21 protein-coding genes are annotated in these 19,015 nt (G+C 72.6%); 12 read left to right on the plus strand and 9 right to left on the minus strand.

What is annotated here, in order from left to right; all coding sequences use genetic code 11:
* Positions 1 to 117: 117 nt before the first annotated feature.
* Positions 118 to 1,413, plus strand: coding sequence for an MDR family MFS transporter (locus ACGFQ9_RS12420; protein ID WP_393573776.1), 1,296 nt, complete (start codon positions 118 to 120; stop codon positions 1,411 to 1,413).
* 198 nt (positions 1,414 to 1,611) lie between these two features.
* Here ACGFQ9_RS12420 and ACGFQ9_RS12425 read toward each other — a convergent pair whose 3' ends face one another.
* The 3 genes from ACGFQ9_RS12425 to mshA all read right to left on the minus strand — a co-directional run bounded on the left by ACGFQ9_RS12425 (position 1,612) and on the right by mshA (position 4,462).
* Positions 1,612 to 2,523, minus strand: a complete 912-nt coding sequence (locus ACGFQ9_RS12425; protein ID WP_393573681.1) for a DUF4396 domain-containing protein — start codon at positions 2,521 to 2,523, stop codon at positions 1,612 to 1,614.
* Positions 2,524 to 2,586: 63 nt separating this feature from the next.
* Complete coding sequence (locus ACGFQ9_RS12430) at positions 2,587 to 3,099, minus strand: YbjN domain-containing protein (RefSeq protein ID WP_393573682.1); 513 nt, start codon at positions 3,097 to 3,099, stop codon at positions 2,587 to 2,589.
* Positions 3,092 to 4,462 (minus strand): D-inositol-3-phosphate glycosyltransferase, encoded by a 1,371-nt coding sequence (mshA, locus tag ACGFQ9_RS12435; protein ID WP_393573683.1) that lies wholly within the window; start codon positions 4,460 to 4,462, stop codon positions 3,092 to 3,094. The genes ACGFQ9_RS12430 and mshA overlap by 8 nt, the downstream gene beginning before the upstream one ends.
* A 214-nt stretch (positions 4,463 to 4,676) precedes the next feature.
* Here mshA and ACGFQ9_RS12440 point away from each other — a divergent pair, with 214 nt between their 5' ends.
* The 3 genes from ACGFQ9_RS12440 (at position 4,677) to ACGFQ9_RS12450 (ending at position 8,529) form a co-directional block, all read left to right on the plus strand.
* Positions 4,677 to 5,486: a class I SAM-dependent methyltransferase gene (locus ACGFQ9_RS12440; protein WP_393573684.1), complete on the plus strand. Its 810-nt coding sequence runs from the start codon at positions 4,677 to 4,679 to the stop codon at positions 5,484 to 5,486.
* A 218-nt stretch (positions 5,487 to 5,704) separates the two neighbouring features.
* Positions 5,705 to 6,763 (plus strand): NlpC/P60 family protein, encoded by a 1,059-nt coding sequence (locus ACGFQ9_RS12445; protein WP_393573685.1) that lies wholly within the window; start codon positions 5,705 to 5,707, stop codon positions 6,761 to 6,763.
* 326 nt (positions 6,764 to 7,089) lie between these two features.
* Positions 7,090 to 8,529 (plus strand): PP2C family protein-serine/threonine phosphatase, encoded by a 1,440-nt coding sequence (locus tag ACGFQ9_RS12450; RefSeq protein WP_393573686.1) that lies wholly within the window; start codon positions 7,090 to 7,092, stop codon positions 8,527 to 8,529.
* Between the two features lie 66 nt (positions 8,530 to 8,595).
* Here the strand turns inward: ACGFQ9_RS12450 and ACGFQ9_RS12455 are convergent, their stop codons facing one another.
* The 3 genes from ACGFQ9_RS12455 to ACGFQ9_RS12465 all read right to left on the minus strand — a co-directional run bounded on the left by ACGFQ9_RS12455 (position 8,596) and on the right by ACGFQ9_RS12465 (position 10,074).
* Positions 8,596 to 8,928 (minus strand): DUF2516 family protein, encoded by a 333-nt coding sequence (locus ACGFQ9_RS12455; RefSeq protein ID WP_393573687.1) that lies wholly within the window; start codon positions 8,926 to 8,928, stop codon positions 8,596 to 8,598.
* A 149-nt stretch (positions 8,929 to 9,077) separates the two neighbouring features.
* Positions 9,078 to 9,662 carry a hypothetical protein gene (locus ACGFQ9_RS12460; RefSeq protein WP_393573688.1) on the minus strand — a complete coding sequence of 195 codons (585 nt, stop codon included), beginning with the start codon at positions 9,660 to 9,662 and terminating at the stop codon, positions 9,078 to 9,080.
* Between the two features lie 25 nt (positions 9,663 to 9,687).
* Positions 9,688 to 10,074, minus strand: coding sequence for a helix-turn-helix domain-containing protein (locus tag ACGFQ9_RS12465; RefSeq protein ID WP_393573689.1), 387 nt, complete (start codon positions 10,072 to 10,074; stop codon positions 9,688 to 9,690).
* A 135-nt stretch (positions 10,075 to 10,209) separates the two neighbouring features.
* Between ACGFQ9_RS12465 and ACGFQ9_RS12470 the strand changes: the two genes are divergently transcribed.
* From ACGFQ9_RS12470 to ACGFQ9_RS12500, 7 genes are read left to right on the plus strand one after another with little or no spacing between them, the layout of a single operon-like run.
* The gene (locus ACGFQ9_RS12470; RefSeq protein ID WP_393573690.1) at positions 10,210 to 10,653 is read left to right on the plus strand and encodes a WXG100 family type VII secretion target; all 444 of its coding nucleotides are present in this window, start codon (positions 10,210 to 10,212) and stop codon (positions 10,651 to 10,653) included.
* Between the two features lie 29 nt (positions 10,654 to 10,682).
* Positions 10,683 to 10,988 carry a WXG100 family type VII secretion target gene (locus ACGFQ9_RS12475; RefSeq protein ID WP_393573691.1) on the plus strand — a complete coding sequence of 102 codons (306 nt, stop codon included), beginning with the start codon at positions 10,683 to 10,685 and terminating at the stop codon, positions 10,986 to 10,988.
* A complete protein-coding gene (locus ACGFQ9_RS12480; protein ID WP_393573692.1) occupies positions 10,988 to 12,691 on the plus strand; it encodes an RNase A-like domain-containing protein in 1,704 nt (567 codons plus the stop codon). Before ACGFQ9_RS12475 ends, ACGFQ9_RS12480 begins: the two co-directional genes overlap by 1 nt.
* Before the next feature lie 8 nt (positions 12,692 to 12,699).
* Positions 12,700 to 13,284 carry a hypothetical protein gene (locus ACGFQ9_RS12485; RefSeq protein WP_393573693.1) on the plus strand — a complete coding sequence of 195 codons (585 nt, stop codon included), beginning with the start codon at positions 12,700 to 12,702 and terminating at the stop codon, positions 13,282 to 13,284.
* Between the two features lie 15 nt (positions 13,285 to 13,299).
* The gene (locus tag ACGFQ9_RS12490) at positions 13,300 to 13,875 is read left to right on the plus strand and encodes a hypothetical protein (protein WP_393573694.1); all 576 of its coding nucleotides are present in this window, start codon (positions 13,300 to 13,302) and stop codon (positions 13,873 to 13,875) included.
* A 36-nt stretch (positions 13,876 to 13,911) separates the two neighbouring features.
* Positions 13,912 to 14,211 (plus strand): RNase A-like domain-containing protein, encoded by a 300-nt coding sequence (locus ACGFQ9_RS12495; protein WP_393573695.1) that lies wholly within the window; start codon positions 13,912 to 13,914, stop codon positions 14,209 to 14,211.
* 17 nt (positions 14,212 to 14,228) lie between these two features.
* Entirely contained in the window at positions 14,229 to 14,906 is a 678-nt protein-coding gene (locus ACGFQ9_RS12500) for a contact-dependent growth inhibition system immunity protein (RefSeq protein ID WP_393573696.1), read from the plus strand.
* Between the two features lie 25 nt (positions 14,907 to 14,931).
* Here ACGFQ9_RS12500 and ACGFQ9_RS12505 read toward each other — a convergent pair whose 3' ends face one another.
* Positions 14,932 to 15,867, minus strand: coding sequence for an EamA family transporter (locus ACGFQ9_RS12505; RefSeq protein WP_393573697.1), 936 nt, complete (start codon positions 15,865 to 15,867; stop codon positions 14,932 to 14,934).
* An 86-nt stretch (positions 15,868 to 15,953) separates the two neighbouring features.
* Here ACGFQ9_RS12505 and ACGFQ9_RS12510 point away from each other — a divergent pair, with 86 nt between their 5' ends.
* The gene (locus ACGFQ9_RS12510) at positions 15,954 to 16,865 is read left to right on the plus strand and encodes a LysR family transcriptional regulator (protein WP_393573698.1); all 912 of its coding nucleotides are present in this window, start codon (positions 15,954 to 15,956) and stop codon (positions 16,863 to 16,865) included.
* Here ACGFQ9_RS12510 and ACGFQ9_RS12515 read toward each other — a convergent pair.
* Complete coding sequence (locus tag ACGFQ9_RS12515; RefSeq protein WP_393573699.1) at positions 16,862 to 17,647, minus strand: putative protein N(5)-glutamine methyltransferase; 786 nt, start codon at positions 17,645 to 17,647, stop codon at positions 16,862 to 16,864. The two genes, ACGFQ9_RS12510 and ACGFQ9_RS12515, sit on opposite strands and share 4 nt — an antisense overlap.
* Before the next feature lie 23 nt (positions 17,648 to 17,670).
* The gene (locus ACGFQ9_RS12520) at positions 17,671 to 18,915 is read right to left on the minus strand and encodes a GNAT family N-acetyltransferase (RefSeq protein ID WP_393573700.1); all 1,245 of its coding nucleotides are present in this window, start codon (positions 18,913 to 18,915) and stop codon (positions 17,671 to 17,673) included.
* Positions 18,916 to 19,015 lie beyond the last annotated feature (100 nt).

Below are 19,015 nucleotides of genomic sequence, written 5' to 3' on the forward strand. Positions count from 1 at the left end.
CGATTGACACGAGGCGTCAATCCAGTGGCGCTGGAGAACCCCTCGAACGTAACGTGCCGGGCGACCTGCCACCTCTTACATCGCCGCATGCGCCACCTGCCGCCGGGGGGATTCCTGATGTCCGTCGCCACGCTGAGAAGAGCCGCGCGCGAGAGCGTGTCCGGGCTGCCACGCGCGTTCTGGTGGCTCTGGGCGAGCACTCTGGTGAACCGCCTCGGGGCCTTCGTCGCGACCTTCATGGCCCTGTACCTCACGCAGCAGCGGGGCTACTCGGCCTCCTTCGCGGGACTCGTCGCCGCCCTGCACGGCCTGGGCGGGGTGGTCTCCACGCTCGCCGCCGGGGTGCTGACCGACCGCCTGGGCCGCCGGCCGACGATGCTCGCGGCGCAGGCGTCGACGGCCTTCTCGGTGGCCCTGCTCGGGTTCATGGAGCATCCGGCGGCGATCGCGGCGGTCGCGCTGCTGGTGGGTATCACCTCGAACGCCTCGCGCCCGGCGGTGCAGGCGATGATGGCCGACATCGTGCGGCCGGAGGACCGGGTCCGGGCCTTCGCGCTGAACTACTGGGCGATCAACCTGGGCTTCGCGGTCAGCGCCGTGGCGGCCGGGGTCATCGCGGAGTACAGCTACCTGGCCGGCTTCCTCGGCGAGGCGGCGCTCACCCTGGTCTGTGCGGTGCTGGTCTACGTCAAGCTGCCGGAGTCCCGGCCGGAACGGACGGGCGCGGCCGCGGCGGAGCCGGAGACCGGGCTGGGGACGGTCCTGCGGGACCGGCGGTTCATGGGTGTGGTCGGGCTGTCCTTCCTGATCTCGCTGATCTTCACGCAGGGGTCGGTGGGCCTGCCGGTGGCGATGGGCGCGGCGGGGTTCTCGCCGGGGGACTACGGGCTGGTCATCGCGGTGAACGGGGTGCTGATCGTGGTGCTCCAGATCCCGGTCACCCGCTTCATCGAGCACCGGGACCCGCAGCGGCTGCTGGTGGTCTCGGCGCTGCTGGCCGGCTACGGCTTCGCGATGACGGCGTTCGCCGGGTCGATCGGGGTGTACGCGCTGACGGTGTGCGTGTGGACACTGGCGGAGATCGTGAACTCCCCGACCCAGATGAGCCTGGTCGTCCGGCTGTCGCCGGTGCACGGGCGGGGGCGCTACCAGGGCGTGTACTCGATGTCCTGGTCGGTGGCGGCGCTGGTCGCGCCGCTGATGGCGGGATACGTGATCGACTCTTACGGCGCGGGGTGGCTGTGGGGGGCGACCGGGGTGCTGGGGACGGGGGCCGCGGTCGGGTACTGGCTGCTCATGCGGGGCTTGCCCCGCGAGTCCACCACCTCTGCGGCCGGTGCGGCCCGGGTGGAGCCGGCCTCGGCGGGGTCGGGCGCCGCCCGGGCGGAGACGGCCGAGGCTTCGGCGGGCTGAGCCGCGCTGACCTGGAGCGGAGCTCCGCCTTCGCGGGGGCCGATCCCGGAGCGGGGTCGGGGCGGGGGTACACGCTGCGCGGCCGGCGCGGGCCGTCGTGCCGTGTGCCCACCCTCCCCCAAGCTCTCGACTTCGCTCGAGCAGGGGGCACCCCCATCGCCCTGCGGCACGCCTGCCCACACGGCGCGGGGGGCGGGGTCAGGTGAGGTGGCCGAAGAGGGCGGCCAGGAGGACTCCGGCGGCGAGGAAGAGGACCGTGAGGGTGGCCATGGCTGTCTTCTGTTCCGTGGTCACTTCGGTCTCCCCCATGGCCATGCCGGCGTGGGCCGGAGCCGCCGGGGCGGGCGGCGGGAGTGGTTCGCCGCCCTCGCCGAGCGCCCGTACCGTGCCCATCCCGTGCTTGAGGTGGTTCGCCACCAGCCAGACGTTGACCGGATAGGCGAAGGCCAGACCGGCCAGGACCGCCAGCGAGAAGGTCGCCCAGAAGCGCACGTCCGCGACGTCCCGCGCGCCCGGGACATGGCTGCGGATGATCACGTTCACCGCCACCATCGCGCCCATCACGCAGTTCATCGACAGCCACTCCGCGAACACCGTCGACCGGACGGCCCGGACGTAGCTGCCGCCGAGCATGTCCCGCATGAACAGGGCCTGGAAGACCAGCAGCCCGAAGCCGAAGCCCACGGCGTACTCCAGCAGCGCGTCGGCCCACGGGGCGAGGCCGATCAGCGAGGCGGCGACGGCCGCCACCATGATGCCGGTGGCGTCGCCGGCCACGCAGTGGATGGTGGAGCCGAAGGACTGCTTCCACAGCGGTGCCGTGAACCGTTCGTGGGTCCCGGGCCGCGGCTCCTTGCAGGAGAGCACGTAGAGCGCGGCACCGATCGGGCCGATGTAGAGGGTCACCAGCACCCAGCCCCACTTCATCACCGTGAGTTCGGGGTTCTTGGTGTACGCGTCGTACGCGACGTAGCCGGTGGAGAGGAGGGCCAGGGCGAACCAGGCGTACATGAGTGCGTCAGCCGTGGTCCCGCCCAGCCCGCTCAGCGCGTTCGGCCCGTACAGCCCGCTCAGCCCGCTCAGCGCGCTCAGCCCGTTCAGCCCGTTCATTCCGCCACCGTGCGGGCCTCGGACGGCTTCCGGCGGGGCGACACCCCCGCCGGCGGTGCCGCGTCAGCCGATCGGCTTCTCCGGCCCGCCCTGCGGCCGGGTGAGGTGGCGGAACGCGTCCAGGTTGTACGTGGACTCTCCGCGCGAGACCCGCCACTCGTACTCGCGGCGGATGGCACTGGCGAAGCCGAGCTCCAGCAGCGTGTTGAACGCGCCGTCGGCCGCTTCGAGGACCGAGCCGAGGAGCCGGTCCAGCTCCTCGGGGTTGATCACCGACAGCGGCAGCCGGCCCGACAGGTAGACGTCGCCGAGGCTGTCCACCGCGTAGGCCAGGCCGCCGTACAGCTTCAGGTTGCGTTCCAGCAGCCAGCGGTGGACGGCGGCGTCGTTCTCGTCCGGATGGCGGATGACGAACGCGTTGACCGACAGCGAGTGCCGGCCGACGAGCAGCGAGCAGGTGGTGGACAGCTTGCGGGTGCCGGGCAGCTTGACGACGTAGGAACCGGGTTCGGGGGACTCCCACTCCAGTCCGGCGTCGGCCAGGGTGCTCTCGATGATCGCCGCGTGATCAGCCATGGTGGGAGCGTACGCGACGGCGGTGATCATGCATGGCCGCCGTGTAGACGTCGGCCGTGCCGCTCGCCGCCGTGTCCCAGCCGAAGAACCGGGCGTGCCGTGCCGCCTCGCCGCCCATGCGCTCCGTCAGCGCCGGGTCGTCCGCGAAGCGCCGCAGTTCGGCCGCGTACGCGGCCGGGTCGTGGCCGGGTACGAGGAGGCCCGTCACACCGTCGTTGACGGCGACCGGCAGGCCTCCGACCTCGGCGGCGAGCACCGGTGTGCCGGTGGCCTGGGCCTCGATCGCGACGAGGCCGAAGGACTCGTTGTACGAGGGCATGACCAGCACCGATGCCGCCCGGAACCAGTCCGCCAGCCGGTCCTGGGCGACCGGCGGGTGGAAGTGCACCAGGTCCGCGATGCCCAGCCGGGCGGCGAGCTTCTGCAGCCCTTCCGGCTTGGCGAGGCCGCTGCCGCTGGGGCCGCCGACGACGGGGACGAAGAGCCGGGACCGCAGGCCGGGGTCGCGGTCGACGAGCACGGCGACCGCGCGAAGCAGGATGTCGGGGGCCTTGAGGGGCTGGATGCGGCCGGCGAACAGCGGGATCAGCGCGTCCTGCGGCAGGCCGAGGCGGGCGCGGGCGGCGGCCCGGCCGTCGCCGACGGTGAAGCGTTCCAGGTTCACGCCGGGGTGGACCACCGCGACCTTTGCGGGGTCGGCGTCGTAGTGGCGGACCAGTTCCTCGGCCTCTTCGGAGGTGTTCGCGATCAGCCGGTCGGCGGCGGCCACGATCTGCGTCTCGCCGATGACCCGGGCGGCCGGCTCCGGGGTGTCGCCCTCGGCCAGCGCCGCGTTCTTGACCTTGGCCATGGTGTGCATGGCGTGCACCAGGGGGACGCCCCAGCGTTCGGCGGCGAGCCAGCCGACGTGCCCGGAGAGCCAGTAGTGGGAGTGCACGAGGTCGTAGTGGCCGGGCCGGTGGCCGGCCCAGGCCTGCATCACGCCGTGCGTGAAGGCGCAGAGCTGGGCGGGCAGCTCCTCCTTGGCCAGGCCCTCGTACGGGCCCGCGTCCACGTGCCGGACCAGGACGCCCGGGGCGAGCTCCACGGCGGGCGGCAGGCCGCCCTCGGTGGCCCGGGTGAAGATCTCGACCTCGATGTTGATGGCGGCGAGCCGCTTGGCCAGCTCGACGATGTAGACGTTCATGCCGCCGGCATCGCCGGTGCCCGGCTGGTGCAGCGGGGAGGTGTGCACGCTGAGCATGGCCACCCGGCGCGGCTTGCGGTGCTGGCCGAACTCGGGCAGCCGGAACCGGGGCACGTCGTGGCGGGTCAGGCGGCCGGCGGCGCGCCTGCCGCCTCGCCGGGACACGTACTGGCTCAAGGAGCAGTCCTCTCTCGGTCGGGCAGGTCGGGCAGGTCGTGCGGGGCATGCGGCGGCGGGCGGGTGCGGGGACACCGGCCCGCGAAGAGCACGGGGCGCGCCCTTCAAGGGATGCAAACCACACACCGGTGCCCGGCATTCCGTGGCCGCCCGGTCCGTCCAGCGGGTTTGCCGGATTTTTAGCCGCCAGGGCCGTTCCGCTTACTCTCGGTGCATGACCCCGCGCACGCCTCCGCCGAGCCGCCCCGTGGGCACGGTGACCCGCGGGACCACCAATCCGAACCGGCTGCGCCGGATGGACCGCTGGATCGCGGCGGTGCACGGGCCCGCGCTGCGCCGCTCGGACGCGGCACCGGTCGCCGTCGACCTGGGGTACGGGGCGGCGCCCTGGACCGCGGTGGAGCTGCTGGAGCGGCTGCGGACGGCCGATCCGCGGGTGCGGGTGGTGGGCATCGAGATCGAGCCGGCCCGGGTGGCGGGTGCCAGGCCGTACGAGCGTGAGGGCCTGAGCTTCCGGCACGGCGGGTTCGAGGTGCCGCTGGAGCGCGGGGAGCGTCCGGCGCTGATCCGGGCGGCGAACGTGCTGCGCCAGTACGACGAGGAGCAGGTGGCCGAGGTGTGGGCGCGGCTGTGCGGGCGGCTGGCGCCGGGCGGGCTGCTGGTGGAGGGGACCTGCGACGAGATCGGGCGGCGTCACGTGTGGGTGGCGTTGGGGCCCGAGGGGGCGCGCACGGTGACCTTCGCGACCCGGCTGGGCTCCCTGGAGCGCCCCTCGGATCTGGCGGAGCGGCTGCCGAAGGCGCTGATCCACCGCAATGTGCCGGGTGAGCCGGTGCACGCCTTCCTGCGGGACTTCGACCGGGCGTGGGCGGCGGCCGCGCCCTACGCCTCGTACGGTGCCCGGCAGCGCTGGATCCGTACGGCGCGGGCGCTGGCCGGGGACTGGCCGGTGGTGGACGGGCCGCGGCGGTGGCGGCAGGGGGAACTGACCGTGCGGTGGGACGCGTTGCGCCCGGCGGGGTGAAATCGGGTCATCGGTGGGCCGATTGCGGCCAGGGGCTGCCCCGCCGCGGGCGGATCCGCGGGGTCATGTGAGCATGATCGGAGCGCCGTGCACAGGGGTGTCGGAATTTCCCCAGCCGTGGCACCATCCCGTGGAAAGTGCAAAGTTACTGATGGATAGTCAGATCTGATGCGCCCACACGCGCCCAGGATCTGCCGGTGTTCCGGGGGGACGCGACCATGAACCGACGACGCGGTGGAGTGACGCTCACACTGTTGTGCGCCATGGCCGTACTCGGCGCACCCGGGCTCGCGGGCACCGCGTACGCCGCGCCGGAACCGCCGTCCGCCCAGAACCGGCCCGAGAAGAGCCTGGAGCAGGTCCGCAAGGAGATCGAGGACCTCTACCGCCAGGCCGGGACGGCCACGGACGCGTACAACCAGGCGGTCGCCGACTCCAAGCGGCAGTCCGACCAGATCGTGGCGCTCGCCAAGCAGATCGCCGCCGGCCAGGACCGGATCACCGTCCTGAAGAACCGGGCGGGCGCGGCCGCCCGCGCCCAGTACCGGTCGGGCGGGCTGCCGCCCGCCGCGCAGCTGGCGATGAGCGAGGACCCCACCCGCTTCCTGGACGGTGCCGACCGGCTGCGCCAGGGCGAGAAGGCCACGGCCGACACCCTCACCGAACTGAACAAGACGCAGGCCGACTTGGAGCAGTACGCCAAGGACGCGACGGCGCACTGGCAGGAGCTGGAGGCCAACCGCCTCAAGCAGGAGGCCGCGAAGAACGAGGTCGAGAAGAAGATCAAGGCCGCGGAGGAGCTGGAGAGCAAGCTGGAGGCCGAGGAGAAGGCCCGGCTGCTGCAGCTGGAGCAGGAGGCCCAGTACGAGGCGCAGAAGGCGTGGCTGAACTCGGGCGCGCTGAAGGACGTCAAGGGCACGGCCACCGAGGCGGGCAAGAAGGCCGTCCAGTTCGCCACCGCGCAGATCGGCAAGCCGTACGTGTGGGGCGCCGAGGGGCCGAACGGGTTCGACTGCTCGGGACTGACCTCCCAGGCGTGGCTGGCGGCCGGCAAGGGCATCCCCCGGACCTCGCAGGAGCAGCTGCGGCTGCTGAAGAAGGTGCCGCTCAAGGAGATGCGGCCGGGCGACCTGATCATCTACTTCGACGACGCGAGCCATGTGGCGATGTACGTGGGGGACGGCGCGATGGTGCACGCCCCGCGACCGGGCCGGAAGGTCACCATGGCGGGCGCGGGCTCGATGCCGATCAAGGCGGTGGTCCGCCCGGAGGCGTAGCGCGGCCGGGAGACGGGTGTCCGGGCGACGGGCGGCCGGGCGACGGGCATCCGGGCGACGGGCATCCGGGACCGGCCGCGGGGCCGTCGGTGACGCAGCGGTGGCCGGGCGGACACCCAGTGCTCCGGAAGGGGGGCGCCGGACGTTCCGAAGGCCGAGACGAGGGCGCCCTGACCGGGTGATGTATCTCATCCCCTGACCTGGGACTTCGCACGCGATGAGGGCATATGCCGGGGGCGTGCGCCGCCGCTGCCATTCCGTCCGTGCGCCCCCTGCCGCTAGGGTCGGCACGCAGCCAGCGCAGGGGGGACGGAAGGACCGAAAAAATGACCGTACCCGTCCCGCGGCAGAGGGACATCCCGGCCGCGGAGAGCGGTCGGCCCGGCCCGCCTCCGCAGATCCAGCCTCAGACGATGACCCTCCTGGTGATCCAGGACGACCCGTCGGACGGGCTCACCGTCCCGGAGATCCTCGACACCGACGGCCAGCGCATCCGGATCCGTACCGCCCGCAACCTCACCGAGGCGGCCCGGCTGCTCACCCACGACGTGCACTGCATCCTGCTCGACCTCAGCCTGCCGGGCAGCGGCCGCGCCGTACACGGCGGCCACGGCGGTGCGGCCGGCCACGCGGCGCGCACCTCAGCCGGCGTGCCCGGCGTGCCCGGCCTGGGCGCCATACCCGCGGCGGCCGGTACGGGGAACGGAACGGGCAGCGCGGCGGGCAACGGGTCCGGCCCGGGCTCCGGCACCGGCGGCGCCACCGGCACCGTCGTGGAGGCCGACACCGACGAGCTGGCCGCGCTCCGCGAGGTGCTCCGCCTCGCCCCGCGCCACGCCGTGCTCGTGCTGACCGCCGAGGCGGACGCCGAACGGGCCGCCGAGGCGGTCCGGGTCGGCGCCCAGGACTTCCTCTTCCGCGACGAGCTGGACGGCCGCCTGCTGAGCCGCGCCATCCGCTACGCGGTGGAGCGCAAACGGGCCGACATCGCCCAGTACAAGCTCGCCGAGTCCCGGCTGCGCGCCCAGGAGAACGCCCGCCTGGAACGCGGTCTGCTCCCCACCCCGCTGCTGGAGGGCTCTTCGCTGCGGTTCGCCGCCCGGTACCGGCCCGGCCGCAGCCGGGCCCTGCTGGGCGGGGACTTCTACGACGCCGTACGCACCCCGGACGGCACGGTCCACGCGATGATCGGCGACGTCTGCGGTCACGGCCCGGACGAGGCCGCCCTCGGCGTGGAGCTGCGCATCGCCTGGCGCGCCCTGACCCTGGCCGGCCTGTGCGGGGACGAGCTGCTGTCCACCCTCCAGGAGGTGCTGGAGGTCGAGCGGCCCTGCGAGGAGATCTTCGCGACGCTCTGCACCGTCGACATCTCCCCGGACGGCCGCCGCGCCGGTCTCTGTCTGGCGGGCCACCCCGCACCGCTGCTGATCGCCGGGCAGGACCGGCCCGCGCGGCTGCTCCCGTACGAGAACAGCGGCCCGGCCCTGGGCCTGCTGCCGGGCGCCCGCTGGCCCCGCCGGCAGGTGGAGCTGGGCGGTGCCTGGAGCCTGATGCTCTACACCGACGGGCTGATCGAGGGCCGCATCGGCACCGGCCGGGAGCGGCTCGGACAGGACGGGATGGTCGAGATGATCAACCGGCACCTGGAGCGCGGCCTGCACGGCGAGGGGCTGCTGGAGGCGGCCGTCACCGAGGCCCGCCGGCTGAACGGCGGCGAGCTGACGGACGACGTCGCGGTGGTCATGCTGGGCCGCACGGCCGGCTGAGCCGGCGCGACCCGCCGGGCGCGCCCCGGCCGGCGCGACCGACCCGCCCGGCGCGCTCCGGCCCGCCTACCGGTTGCCGTTGTAGGGCCCGTACGGCCCGTCGCTGCTGCTGCCGCGCCGGCCGCCGCCGGACACCTTCTTGAGCGCCGGCTTCACGTCGACCATGAACACGATCGACGCGATGAGCCCCGCGATCTGCAGGAAGAGCATGCTCGCCAGGAACCAGTCCACCAGGATCGTGATGCCGAGGATCACGAGCCAGAACGTCTTCGTCTGCTTGTCGGCCGCGCGGTAGGCGTCCTCCCGGGCCAGCAGCGCGAACACGAAGGCGACGACGGCCAGCACCAGCATGGCGAGCCCGAGCAGCCCGACGAAGGAATTGAACCCCTGAATCAACATGCCCCTCTACCGCCTCACCACATCGGACGATCCCGGCTCTGACCTCTTTCCCCTCCACGCTACAGAGGGAACGGGCGGGCCACCCGGAAAGGTGCCCGCCCCTCGCGCGCCGGGCGGGGCCTCCCGGCCCCGCCGGCTCCCCCGGCCGCTCAGGCCTCGGCGCCCTCGGCGGCCGCGGCCGTCTTCTTAGCGGCGGGCTTGCGCGCCGCGCCCTTCTTCGCCGTCTTCTCCCCGTCCGACTCGGCCGCGGCGGGCTCGGCGGCCTCGGCGGCGGGCTCGGGCTCCACGGCCGCGGCGACCACGACGATCTCCTCGGCCACCTCGCCCCGCCAGGTACGGACGGCCTGCTCGCCGTGCTCGGCGACCCGGTCGTACGTCTCCTTCGCGCGCACCGCGTACTCGGCGGCCACCCCGACCCCGCGCAGCGCCAGGTCCTGGGCGGTCTCGCCGAGCTTCTTGGCGTCGAGCTTCGCCGGGTCGATCGACCCGAGCACGCCGACCACCTCGACGACCTTGGCGGCGACCGCCTCCAGGTCCTCCTTGGCCCGCTCCTGCACGGCCTTGGGGTCGGTGTTCCGCACCGCGTCGATGCGGGCCGGGGCCTCGACCCGCAGCTGTTCGATCAGTCCCGGCACCTTCCTGGCCTGCTGCACGGCCAGGTCGGCCGTACCGGCGGCGAAGTAGAGGGGCGTCGGGTCGGTCAGGGTCTTCTTCAGGTCATCGACGATGGCCATGCTTCTGATCCTCCGGGATCGCGATTCAGTTCGTGGGCGGCATCTCTTCGTGCCGCTCGCTCTCGTCGGCCGCGTTCTCCTTGCGGAACGACTCGTAGATCTGCAGCAGTACCTGCTTCTGCCGCTCGTTGATGGACGGATCCGCCAGGATCACGGCACGCGTCTCGACCTCGTCCCGGTCCCGCTCGTCGAGGATCCCGGCCTGTACGTACAGCGTTTCCGCCGAGATCCTCAGGGCCTTGGCCAGCTGCTGCAGGATCTCCGCGCTCGGCTTCCGCAGTCCGCGCTCGATCTGGCTGAGATACGGATTCGACACCCCGGCCGCGTCGGCGAGCTGACGCAGCGAAAGCTGCGCCTGCCTGCGCTGCTCGCGCAGGTACTCGCCGAGATTCCCGACATTGAGGGATGCCATATCCCGAATCCTCCCCCACCCCGCTAACTTTTGCAAGCGCACTGCTTGCACCATCTCCCACGCGTCCTGTCGTACACGTTTGCTAGCGTCGGCACGGCGATCACCGGACGATGGCCCGCTGCGGGGAGGGAACACATGAACGCCGGTCCTGAGGCTGCGAGTTCAGGCGGTACGAACGGAGCGGCCGCGGCGGACCTCACGGTCGACGGCGACAAGCTCAAGACGCTCGCCGGCGACCTGGACACGATGCAGGAAGTCCTGAAGAAGCAGCTCCTGCGCATGGACGAGATCGTCGACCGCATCGAAGCCCGCTGGCAGGGCCCCGCCTCCCAGGCGTACCGGGCCAGGCACCGCGCGGCGGCGGAGGACGCCGTCCACATCCGGGAAACGATGAAGCTGCTGGCCAAGGCGATCCGGCTGAGCAAGGACGGGTTCTCGGCGCAGGACCTCGAAACCCTGGAGCAGTTCCGGCGCGTCCAGTCCTACACGGACATCCAGGCGGAGACCGACGCCCTGTCCACACCGAACACCGGGAACACCGCGCAGCCGGCAGCACGCAGCCGCATCGCCGATCTCTGAACGACCGCACGACCGCACGAGGGGGATTCATGTCGTCCGGTGACGACCACATATCAGTCGACTTCGCGACCCTGCAGGGCATGGCCGGAGACCTCGAAGCGATCCTCAAGACGCTCAACGAGCAGCTGGACCTGCTCTACGGGCGCGTCGAGAAGGTCGTCCTGACCTGGGACGGCGAGGCCCGCCAGGCCTTCGTCGACCAGCTGGACAAGTGGGACCGGTCCGCGCAGGACCTCCAGGCCACCCAGGCGTGGCTGCACGACATCGTGGTGAACGGCCACATGACCTACGCGTCCACGCACCGGACGGTGCTGCGGGGCTGGGGGGCCGCCTGATGGGTACGCCACCGCCTCCCTCGGCGAACGGGGGCTTCGACGTCCAGCCGGTGCACGTCTACCACGCCTCGGGCCTGGTCAAGGAAGGCCAGTTCAAGCACGACGAGCGGGCCGTCGCCCTGGTCGACGTACTGAACAAGTACAACCAGTCCGCCGGAACCGGCCGGGGCGCCGACGCCTTCGCCGACGAGTACCAGAAGATCGCGGCGAAGTTCCTGGAGTGCTGGGGCCGCGGCGTGGTGAGCATCGGCGGCGCCGCCGTCGGGCTGACCCTCACCGCCAACCACTACGTCCTCGCCGACTGGGAGGCAAGCGGCCGCAAAGGTCCGGAGCCGAAGCGGCAGCCGGAGCCGGTGGTCATCAACAAGCAGCCGCCGTACGGCCCCGTGAACCCGATCAAGTGGTCGGGCACTGGCGAGGACGTCGACTCCTGGTGGATATCCGGCGTGATCGGTGAGTTCCCCGACTTCCTCGCGGACATCATCCGCCCCGCCATCGAGCACGGCCTTCGTCTCGGCAAGGTCCACGAGATCACCCCGGGCATCAAGGAGGACGAGACCCGGGACATGGCCAAGGCCTGGCGGAAGGCGGGCACCGAGGCCGTGAAGTCCTCGGACGAGTTCAACGCCGCCATCGCCGGCATCACCGACCCGAGCGACAAGGGCGAGTGGCAGGCCGCCATGCGCGCCTTCGGCCAGACGATCTGGGGCACCACGGCGTGGGGAAAGCAGCGCGGGCCGGACGGCGAGAAGACCCAGACCGGCGGCCGTGAATGGCGGACCTCCAAGGACCTCTCTCCCGACCGCCGACGCCCCATCATCGAGGTCCTGAAGAAGACGGCAGACGAGGTCGCGACCATCCTGGAGCACGTCTCCGACATCGGCGAGAAAACGACCAAGTTCACCGAACAGGCCGGCATCAACGCCGCGAAGGCCACGGCCAGGGAACTCGGCGACCTGAGTTTCAAGAACCTGACCAAGATGGCCGTCGGCGGGATCGTCGGCCGGATCGTGCTCTCCTTCCGGACTCACATGGACAAGGAAGGTGTGGACGCGGTCGTCGAGACCTACCACACGGAGTTCACCGAGGCCGCGAAGAAGCTCAAAGCCCTCGGCGACGAGCTGGACCTCGCGATCAAGAGCGCGCCGACCTACCAGGCGGAAAGCGCCCGCGCCCAGGGCTTCGGCGCACGCTCGCTCAACGAGTTCAAGAAGGAGCACAGCTGGCAGCGGGGCGGGGAGAGCCCCTTCCCCTACATGTACTCGCTCGACCTGGCGACGAACGAGGGGCTCCTGGAGGGGCACACGCTCGACAAGCACGTGGGCAAGACGGACGAGCAGCTGCTCCAGCGGCATTACGACGAAACGAAGGGGTCGGGCAAGCTGAAGCTGCTCGCCACGTCGACCTTCGCCGACTTGGAGTCGGCCCAGAAGTACACCCAGTACTGCATCCGCGCAAACACCCAGGAGATCCAGGACTGGCTGAAGAACCCGCCGCCGCAGCCGCCGTCGAAGCCCTTCAGCGTGCCCTCCGTACCGAACGAGGGTCCGCTCGGGCACCAGACGGTGACCGGCCGGAGCTCGAAGGCGGTGGACGACTACAACGCGGGCCCGGTGCACGATGTGTACGGCGTGACCACCAGGCTCAAGTACGACCCGAACCTCAATCCGCCCTTCGTCATCCTGACCTCGTCGCCTGAATAATGGAGCGAATGATGGAAGAGGCCCGCCTCAACGCGGATTCCTGGGCGAACGCGCTCGAACTGTTCGATGCCCGCAACGCGTTCGTCGGGGTCACGGCCCGCTCGCACACCGAGTGGTGGCTCGACGCGGCCGCGCTCCTCCGCGGCACGGCCCGGGACCCGCGGGGCTGGCGTGCGCTCGACCCGTACGAGGACGAGATCGGACTGGAGCGTCCCGCGCCCCCGTACCCGTGGATCGAGCCGCCCGCCTCGGCGGCGGACGTGGAACGCTTCCGCGGCATGGTCCGGGAGCTCCCGAGGCCCTCGGTGTCCTCCCTGCTCGTGCTGCTCGGCATCGTCGGCATGGACGTCTCGAAGACCTGGCGTTGGGAGGAGCGTCGGCCGGGGATGGAACGGCGGGCCGCGGACATCCTGCGGCGCTTCCCGGACGGCACACGCTTCTACTCCAACATCGGCTGGACGGGCGACCACCCCGACTTCTACGAGCAGCCGGTCGCCGGCATGCACCAGTTCAGCCAGGACCTCTGGGACGCCGGCCTGATCGCCGTCAACGACACCGAGGTCGCCCTGTTCTGGACGTTCGAGTCTCTGTGAACAGGAGGAACGACTTTGACCGAACTGGCCGACAAGACCTGGTCTGACGCGCTCAAGCTGTACGAGTGGATCTGCACCTTCGTCGCCGTCGCTCCGCGCGAGCACGAGGAGTGGTGGCTCGACGTCGGGGCGATCATGCGCCTGGAAACCCGGGACCCGCGGGGCTGGGAGTCCATCGACCCCTACGAGGGCGAGGAGGAGCGCCGGGACGATCCGCTGTTCCCGTGGCTGGAGACCCCCGCCACGCCCGCGGACGCGGAACGCTTCCGGGAGCGGGTGCGGGAGGTGCCCCGGCACTCGGTGCGGTCGCTGCTCGTGCGGCTCGGATCGGCAGCGGCCTCGGACCTCACCCGGTGGCCGGGCTGGGAGGAGCACCTGCCCGAGAAGGAGCGGCGGGCGGACGTGATCCTCTCGCGCTTCCCGGAGGGCACCCGCTTCTACACCAACATCGACCCGAATGGCGACCCTCCGGACTTCTACAAGTGGTCCTCCGTGGCCTACGACTCCTTCAGCCGGTCCGACTGGGACGCCGGGCTGATCGCCGTGAACGACGGGGAAGTCGCCCTCCTCTGGAACTTCCAGAACACCTGATCCGACCCGCCGACCAGCCCGACCGAGGAACCCCACGTGCTCACCAGATCCGCCACCTACCCCGACCGGGAGACCGCCCAGTGGGCCGCCCAGCAGGTCGTCACCCGCAATGAGCAGGCCATCCACCGCTGGCTCGCCCAGGGCACCCGGCCCCGGCTCACCATCGAGGCCTCCTGGCCCTCCCGGGAGGAGCCGGTCGGGCGCGTGCTGATCCAGGCCATGGCGCTCGCCGGGCGCGGGGCCGTGGACGTGCGGGCCGCGCGGGTGGTGCTGCGGCGCGAGCCGGCCAGCCCGCTCGGGTTCGTCGTGCACGGCACCTTCCCCATCTACGTGTAGAGGCGAGACGACTCCTCATGTCCATGAAGCCCCTGGAGTTCGACCGGCGCTACGGCGAGCTCGACCAGGTGATCAGCGCGTACGCCGGACAGTCCGCCGCCGAGGACACCGACGAGCGGCCGGGCCCCGCCCTGACCGCCTACCTCCGCCACACCTGGCACACCCGCCCCTGGGCCCTCTCCGTCGCCGAGCAGCAGCTCCGCACGTACGCCCAGAACCCGCCCGGCCGGCTCCGGCTGCGGCTCGGCGAGTACTACCCGGTGCCGGACATCGGCCTGCCCGAGGCGGAGATCCAGGACTGGCTGGTCCTGCTCGCCGATCACATCAAGCTCAGCATCGAGGAGGGGCGGGTCCCGCCGCCCGCCGCGCTGCCGGAGACGCACTGGGAGTGGCACGCGCGCTTCCCCGAGCTCGGACAGTTCCTCGGGGGCTGGTTCTCGCAGGACATGCCCGACGAGTTCGAGGACCATGACGCGGCCGTTCGCGACTACGCCGGGACGGCACACCCGACCCTCGTCGCCCGGCTCGTCGGCGAGCTGCGCGAGCTGCTCGCCCTCGGGCTGGAGGAGGTCGACTACGCGCTCGGCGTGGCCGAGCTGGGCATGGAGGTCGACCCTCCGGCCCCGTACACGGCGAGTGCCTGGCTGACCGTCGTGGCCGAGCAGCTGGCCGGGCCCCGCGCCGAGTACGCGTAGGGACGACTCCGACCCGTGCCGCGGCTCAGTCCCGGGAGCGGGCCGGGGCGGGGAGTTGGCCGGCGGCGATGGCGGCCAGGGCCAGGGCGAAGCCGGCGAGTTGGAGCGGGCCGAGGGTCTGGCCGAGGAGGGCGGCGCCGAGGGCCGCCGCGACCAGCGGCGAGAGCAGGACGAGCACCGCGGCGCCGGTGACGGGCAGGGCGGTGACGCCGCGGAACCACAGGACGAAGGCGAGCAGACCGCCGACCAGGCCCAGCCAGAGGTAGCCGAGGGCGGCGGGCCCGTCGACGGAGGGGGGCGGGCCCTCGGCGAGCAGGGTGAGCGGTGTCAGGAACAGGCCCCCAGCGGTGAGTTGCCAGCCGGCGAAGGCGGTGGGACCGGCTCCGGCGGGGCGCCCCCAGCGTTTGGTCAGCGTCACGCCGAGCGCCATCGAGGCCGCGCTCCCCAGGCCCGCCACGACCCCGACGGCGTCGAGCGCGGCGTCCGGGCCGATCACGACCAGGCCGACGCCGGCCATGCCCGCCGCGCCCCAGCCCAGCCGCCACGCGGACCGGCGCTCGCGGAGGACCGCCACGGCGAGGACGGCGACGACGAGCGGCTGGGAGGCCGCGAGGGTGGCGGCGACGCCGCCCGGCAGGCGTTCGGCCGCGACGGCCAGCAGCGGGAAGGTGAGGCCGATGTTGAGGACCCCCAGTACCGCGGCCCTGCCCCACCACGCTCCGCGCGGCAGCGTCCGGCCGACCGCCAGCGCGATCAGTCCGGCGGGCAGCGCCCGCAGCAGTCCGGCGAACAGCGGGTGTCCGGGCGGGAGGAGCTCGGTGGTGACGACGTAGAACGTGCCCCAGGACAGGGGGGCGAGTGCCGTCAGCGCCGTCAGCGCCGCGACGGACGTGCCGCGCGTCTGCCGCGCCGCGGGACTCGTTGTCTGCGCAGGCGTGTTCGGAGGTGCGTTCGGAGGCATGTCCGGAGTCTCGGTCGGACGCGATCGATGAGTCCAACACATGTTTGTCAGCGCATCGATCGCGATCGAAGATGGAAGATGGACCGATGGAGCTCCAGCAGATGCGCTACGTCCTCGCCGTCGCCGAGACGAACAGCTTCACCCGGGCCGCCGAACGCTGCCTGGTCGTCCAGTCCGCCCTCAGCCACCAGATCGCCCGTCTGGAGCGGGAACTCGGGGCGAAGCTCTTCGAACGCACCAGCCGCCGGGTGCGGCTGACCCCGGCCGGCGCGGCCTTCCTGCCCGCCGCCCGCCAGGCCGTGGAGGCAGCGGAACGGGCGGCCGCCGAGGTCGCCGCAGCGGTCGGCGAGGTCCGCGGGCGGCTGTCCGTGGGCCTGATCCCCACCGTCACCGCGGCCGACGTGCCGGGGGCGCTGCGCGAGTTCCGCCGGCGCCACCCGCAGGTGCGCGTCGGCCTGCGGGTGGGCGCGAGCGATGAACTGGCCGAGCAGGTCCGGCAGGGGGCCGTGGACGTGGCGTTCCTCGGGCTGCCCACCACCTCTCGGCCCCACGGCGTGGCCGGCCGCGAGCTCGCCCGGGACCGCCTCGTCGCGGTGGTCGCACCGGACCATCCGCTCACCGCCGAGCCGGCGGTCGACCTGCGCAGGCTGTCCGCCGAGGTGTTCGTGGACCTGCCGGCCGGAACCGCCGGACGGCTCCAGTCCGAACAGGCCTTCGCCGCCGCCGGCCTCACCCGCGACGTGGCCTTCGAGGTGAACACCGCGGACTCCCTGATGGCGCGGATCGTCGGTGAGGGCCTCGCCGTCGCGCTGCTCCCCGCCGCCTGCGTGCCCCGGCTCGGCGGCGTGACCGGCATCGAGGTCACCGACGCCCCGACCCGCGTCGAGCACGTCATCTGGAGCCTCGCCGGCCGCCCGCCCGCGGCGACGGCCTTCCTCTCGGTGCTGGGCATCCCCGGGATCCCGGCCCTCCCAGCCGGCCCCGCCGTCTCCGCCTAGCGCGGGGCCGTGCCGATCACCACCGTCGCCGACCATTCCTCCGACGACGACGCGCGCACCGACAGACCCGCCGTGGTCATCGCCGAGGCGGTGTCCGGGGACTGGCGGGCGCTGGTCTCGATCAGCAGGTGGCCGCCGGGTGCCAGCCAGGCCGCTGCCTCCGCGGCGACGCGGTGCTGCACCGACAGCCCGTCCGGGCCGCCGTCCAGGGCGGTCACCGGCTCGTGGTCCCGGGCCTCCGGCGGGAGGAGCGGGATGGAACCCGTCGGCACGTACGGGGCGTTGACCACCAGCAGCCCGATCCGGCCGTGCAGCTCCGCCGGCAGGGCCGCGTACAGGTCGCCCTCGTGGACGTGGCCGCCGTACGGGGCGACGTTCCGGCGGGCGTAGCCGAGCGCGAGCGGGTCGATGTCCGCGACGTGCAGGTCCACGCCCGGCACGGCGTCCGCCACCGCCGCGCCCACCGCGCCGACCCCGCAGCACAGGTCGACCACCACCGCGCCCTTCCGGGCCAGCGCGGCCGCCTCCTCGACCAGGAACTCGGTGCGGCGGCGCGGCACGAACGCGCCTTCGCCGACGGCCATCCGCAGCCCGCGGAACTCCGCCCAGCCCACCACGTGTTCCAGCGGTTCGCCCCCGGCCCTGCGGGCCACCAGCGCCCGCAGGTCGCCGCCCTCCGCGGCCGCCGCGTGCAGCAGTCCGGCCTCCTCCTCGGCGAACACACAGCCCGCCGTCCGCAGGGCGTCCACCACCCAGGCGTCGTCCACTCCGTCTTTCCCCACTCTCCTCGTTCCGTCCCGCACGCTCAGAAGATGTCCGGGCACCACGGGCGGCGCGGTGTCCGGAACATCGCGTCGGCGAGGGCGGCGGCCCCCGGCCACACCTCCGTCACCCGGCCGAGCGCCGCCAGCCGCGTCGCCGACTCGTCGCCCAGGTACAGGCTGCCGAGTGCGTCGACGCCGAGGAGCAGGTCGGGAACGCCGTCCGTACGGACGCAGCTGCGTGCCTCTGCGTCCAGCAGGTACCGGCCGCCCGCCAGGCCGCCCGGGTCCCGCACCTCCAGCACGAGCTCCCCCGGCGCCGCGTACGTCCGCGCCTCCAGGCACCGTACGACGTCCAGCACGCGCAGCCACAGCTGGTCGGCGGCGGTCACCGTGCGGGCGGACCGCGGGTCGGGCAGCAGCAGCGGGAGGAGGTCGTCCGGGGCCCGGTAGCCGGTGCGGACCTTCATCACCCAGTCGATCGAGCACAGGTAGTGCCACAGGGCCCGCTCGGCGGCCGGGGTGACCGCGAGCAGGTCGCCCACCTGGACCGTGTTCAGCGGGATCTTCGCGTCCGTCCACTGGCCGTCCGAGCGGTACCGGGCCATGCCCTGGACCTCGCCCTCCGCCGACCGGTACACGACGAAGTACTGCTGCTTGTAGGGCCGGAGGTCCAGGTCCTCCACACCGAGGGCCAGGTTCCAGAAGCGCTCGTCGCGGCTGACCGTTCCGGCCGTCGTCCGCCGGAGCCGCTCGTGCAGTTCCGGGCCCACCCGCGCGGCCTCGGCCGTGTCCACCAGGTCGATCCGGCCGCCGTCCCCGGGTGTCGACCAGCGCGGGTCGAGGCCGGTGCGCGGGACGTCGATCTCCCACTCCACCAGGGAGGTGGCGGGGCCGAACCCGTAGCGGCCGTAGATCGGGTACTCGGCGGCGATCAGGGTCGCGAAGGCGTCTCCGCGTTCCTTGGCCTCGGCCAGCCCGGCGGCCATCATCCGGGTCAGCAGGCCCCGGCGGCGGTGCGTGGGCAGCACGGTCACGTTGGTGACGGCGGCGGACGGGAGCACCTCGCCGCCCGGCACCGACAGGTTCTGCGCGAAGGTCCGGAAGGTACCGACGCAGCGGCCGCCGTCCGGGTCGAAGGCTCCGACGGTGCGGCCGAGATCGGTGTACTTGAGGCGCTGGGCGAGGTCCCCGTCCGTCACGACGGGCGATTCCAGGAAAGCGGTCTGCACCGTGCGCAGCCACTCGGCGAATTCTGATTCTGCGACAGGACGGATGTCAGCGGTCATTCGGCCCACGCTAGACGCCGACCGCCCGACGGGTCGCGCCAATTATGCGTGGCCGGATCCGTACGGCCGAGGACCTCGGATCCGTACGGCCGGGGACCTC

Source organism: Streptomyces sp. NPDC048603 (assembly GCF_043199475.1).
In the GTDB taxonomy this organism is placed as follows: domain Bacteria; phylum Actinomycetota; class Actinomycetes; order Streptomycetales; family Streptomycetaceae; genus Streptomyces.